The organism is Mesorhizobium sp. M5C.F.Ca.IN.020.32.2.1, from assembly GCF_004023105.1.
Taxonomy (GTDB): Bacteria; Pseudomonadota; Alphaproteobacteria; order Rhizobiales; family Rhizobiaceae; genus Mesorhizobium; species Mesorhizobium wenxiniae.
The window spans coordinates 1-2,117 of the sequence record NZ_RZSX01001005.1 but is presented as its reverse complement, the minus strand read 5'-3'; the positions used below and the strand labels follow the sequence as shown (position 1 = coordinate 2,117).

Here is a 2,117-nt window from a genome sequence, read left to right as displayed (position 1 = left end):
ATGATGTATTTCGCCACACGCCGGGATGTGCTCGGGCAGTTCGTCGTCACCGGGGTGCTCAAATGGCTTGGATGGCTGACCACCGTCGTGATGGCTGTGGCTGTTGTAACGATGGGGTGGCCGCCTTCGCCTGACGTGCCGGGCGTAGGAGGGGCCCGATTCCCTGGCAAATCAAATTTGGGTCAATCTTCGCGGCCTGCCTGCATGTCCTTCACAGTATTTGGCGATCGGGCGAGCCGTTTCGTTGGTCAGCGTTAGCCATTCCGGCATGATGCCCGATCCAACCGCTCGACTACGCCGTCAGGCGTGAGGGATGCCTGCGGGGCAAAGATGCAGCCGATTGCGCAGCGAGCCGATGGGAAGGCGTCTGATCGCTGAGCCGGCTGTGGAATTCAAATGCCGATTACGCGGGTCGATCCCACGCTGCGGAACCCGGGTTGGACATCACCGCGTCCATCTTGCCCACCTGGACCGGGGCCTGAGCTTGGCGGCATGGCGGAGTTGCTCCCAATTGATCGCATCTTCGACTATCCGGCCATCTTGGCATTCCGTCGCGTTCATCGACGGACCCATTTTCCTTCGTTCACGCGTGAGATGTGCGATCGATTTCATTTCGGAGCCGGCCATGCTTATTTTCCTTGGCTACTGGAACTTTCAGTGAGAGCGCATGTTGGTTTCCCAGCTATGGGAGAGAAACCATGAACAAGGATGAAGTGAAGCGCTCTGCGAGAAGCGGCGAAGTTAAGGCAAAGCCTGGCAAACCGGCTGGTGACAAGAAAATGAGTGCCGGCGGAACTGCCGGCAAGCTTGACGAAAGCACCAAGAAGGGCCTTGGGAAGACCGAGGACAAGATCAAGGATCGTCTCAAGGGTTGATCAGACGTCAGGGCCGCAACCGTATCGCGGCCCTGCTGCCTAGACCCTTACATTCGGATCGTTGACGGTCACCGACCGCAGCACCTACACAGCCTGTTCTCACCCGCATCAGTGACTTTCAGGCTTGTCGGTCATTTGCCGCTTGCCAAGTTCACGGAACTCGCGACCTTGTTCGGCGGCGATGCCGGTTTCCCGCACCAAGCCGTGGATATGCATTAAGGTCGGCCTTAGAGCGCTAAACAACTCTGCCGGTTGGGACGTCAACGGCCGATTCTGCACAACCGATCTGTCTGAAACTGCCGTTTAGAACTTCTCCTGGCGGCATCGAATTTCGCGACCTCTTCCGGTCGCGACGTGCAACTCTACCAACCTCCGGCGACAGTGAAAATCGTCTCCTGTGCGGCTACTGAAGAGGCGATTCTTGAAAACGGAACATCCCTACATTGTCGCAGTTTACATTAGTGTAAGGTAAACAAGAGAACCGGGCCATGGGCCGAACCCTGCTGGTTTTCTCGGCGCTAAGGCTCTCCTTCGCTCAGGCGGGGGCGCAGGAATGGCAGCAGTTCGGCATCGAAAGGTTTGGGTTTGTTTTCGAGGTGCCGCCCGAGTTCGAACTGTTGCATCGTTCAAAGGACGGCGATGGCGCGGCCTTCCAATCCCCCGACGGAGCCCTCCTCGCCGTCTGGGGCGCCGACGTCGCCGAAAGGGACTTCCTGCCTCAGGTCAAGAAACAGATCAGTCAGGACGAAAAAGAAGGCTGGGAATTCATCTATCGGCGGCTGACGCGTGATTGGGCAAGTTACTCGGGGATCAAAGACGACCAGATCCGATATGTCAGAGGCATAACGGTTGCGGCGATCGCGCCGCCATGTTCCTGATGGACTACAGCATGGAGCAAAAGTTGCCTACGATCCGGTCGTCACCCGGCTGGTTCGCTCGCTCAAGCCAGAAGATTGCTAACGGCTGGTCCGCCCAATCCTTGGAACTTCGAGGGCACGGACCCGTTTTTGCTCCATACCGACGGGAAGGAGCAAATCATGACAAACCAGGACCCCGACATTCGCGAGACCCACGATCTTATCGCCAGCGACATGGTCGTCGGCACCAACGTCTATGACATCCAGGGAAATCACATCGGGCAGGTCGAAAGGCTGATCCTCGAGAAGAGGGGCGGCAGGGTATCCTATGCCGTTCTCAGCTTTGGTGGTTTTCTTGGAATTGGCGACGACTACTATCCGCTAC

4 protein-coding genes are annotated in these 2,117 nt (G+C 57.5%); all 4 read left to right on the top strand.

Translation table 11 applies throughout. The annotated features are described in order from the left end of the window. Nucleotides 1–258: hypothetical protein (locus EOA86_RS39700; protein ID WP_206630197.1), on the top strand; the 258-nt coding region annotated here is incomplete at its 5' end. A 440-nt stretch (nt 259–698) separates the two neighbouring features. Then, nucleotides 699–875: a CsbD family protein gene (locus EOA86_RS32105; protein WP_127210897.1), complete on the top strand. Its 177-nt coding sequence runs from the start codon at nt 699–701 to the stop codon at nt 873–875. A gap of 488 nt (nt 876–1,363) precedes the next feature. Further along, nucleotides 1,364–1,753 (top strand): hypothetical protein, encoded by a 390-nt coding sequence (locus EOA86_RS32100; protein ID WP_245497444.1) that lies wholly within the window; start codon nt 1,364–1,366, stop codon nt 1,751–1,753. A gap of 159 nt (nt 1,754–1,912) precedes the next feature. After that, on the top strand, nt 1,913–2,117 hold a 205-nt coding region (locus EOA86_RS32095), incomplete at its 3' end, for a PRC-barrel domain-containing protein (RefSeq protein ID WP_164892203.1).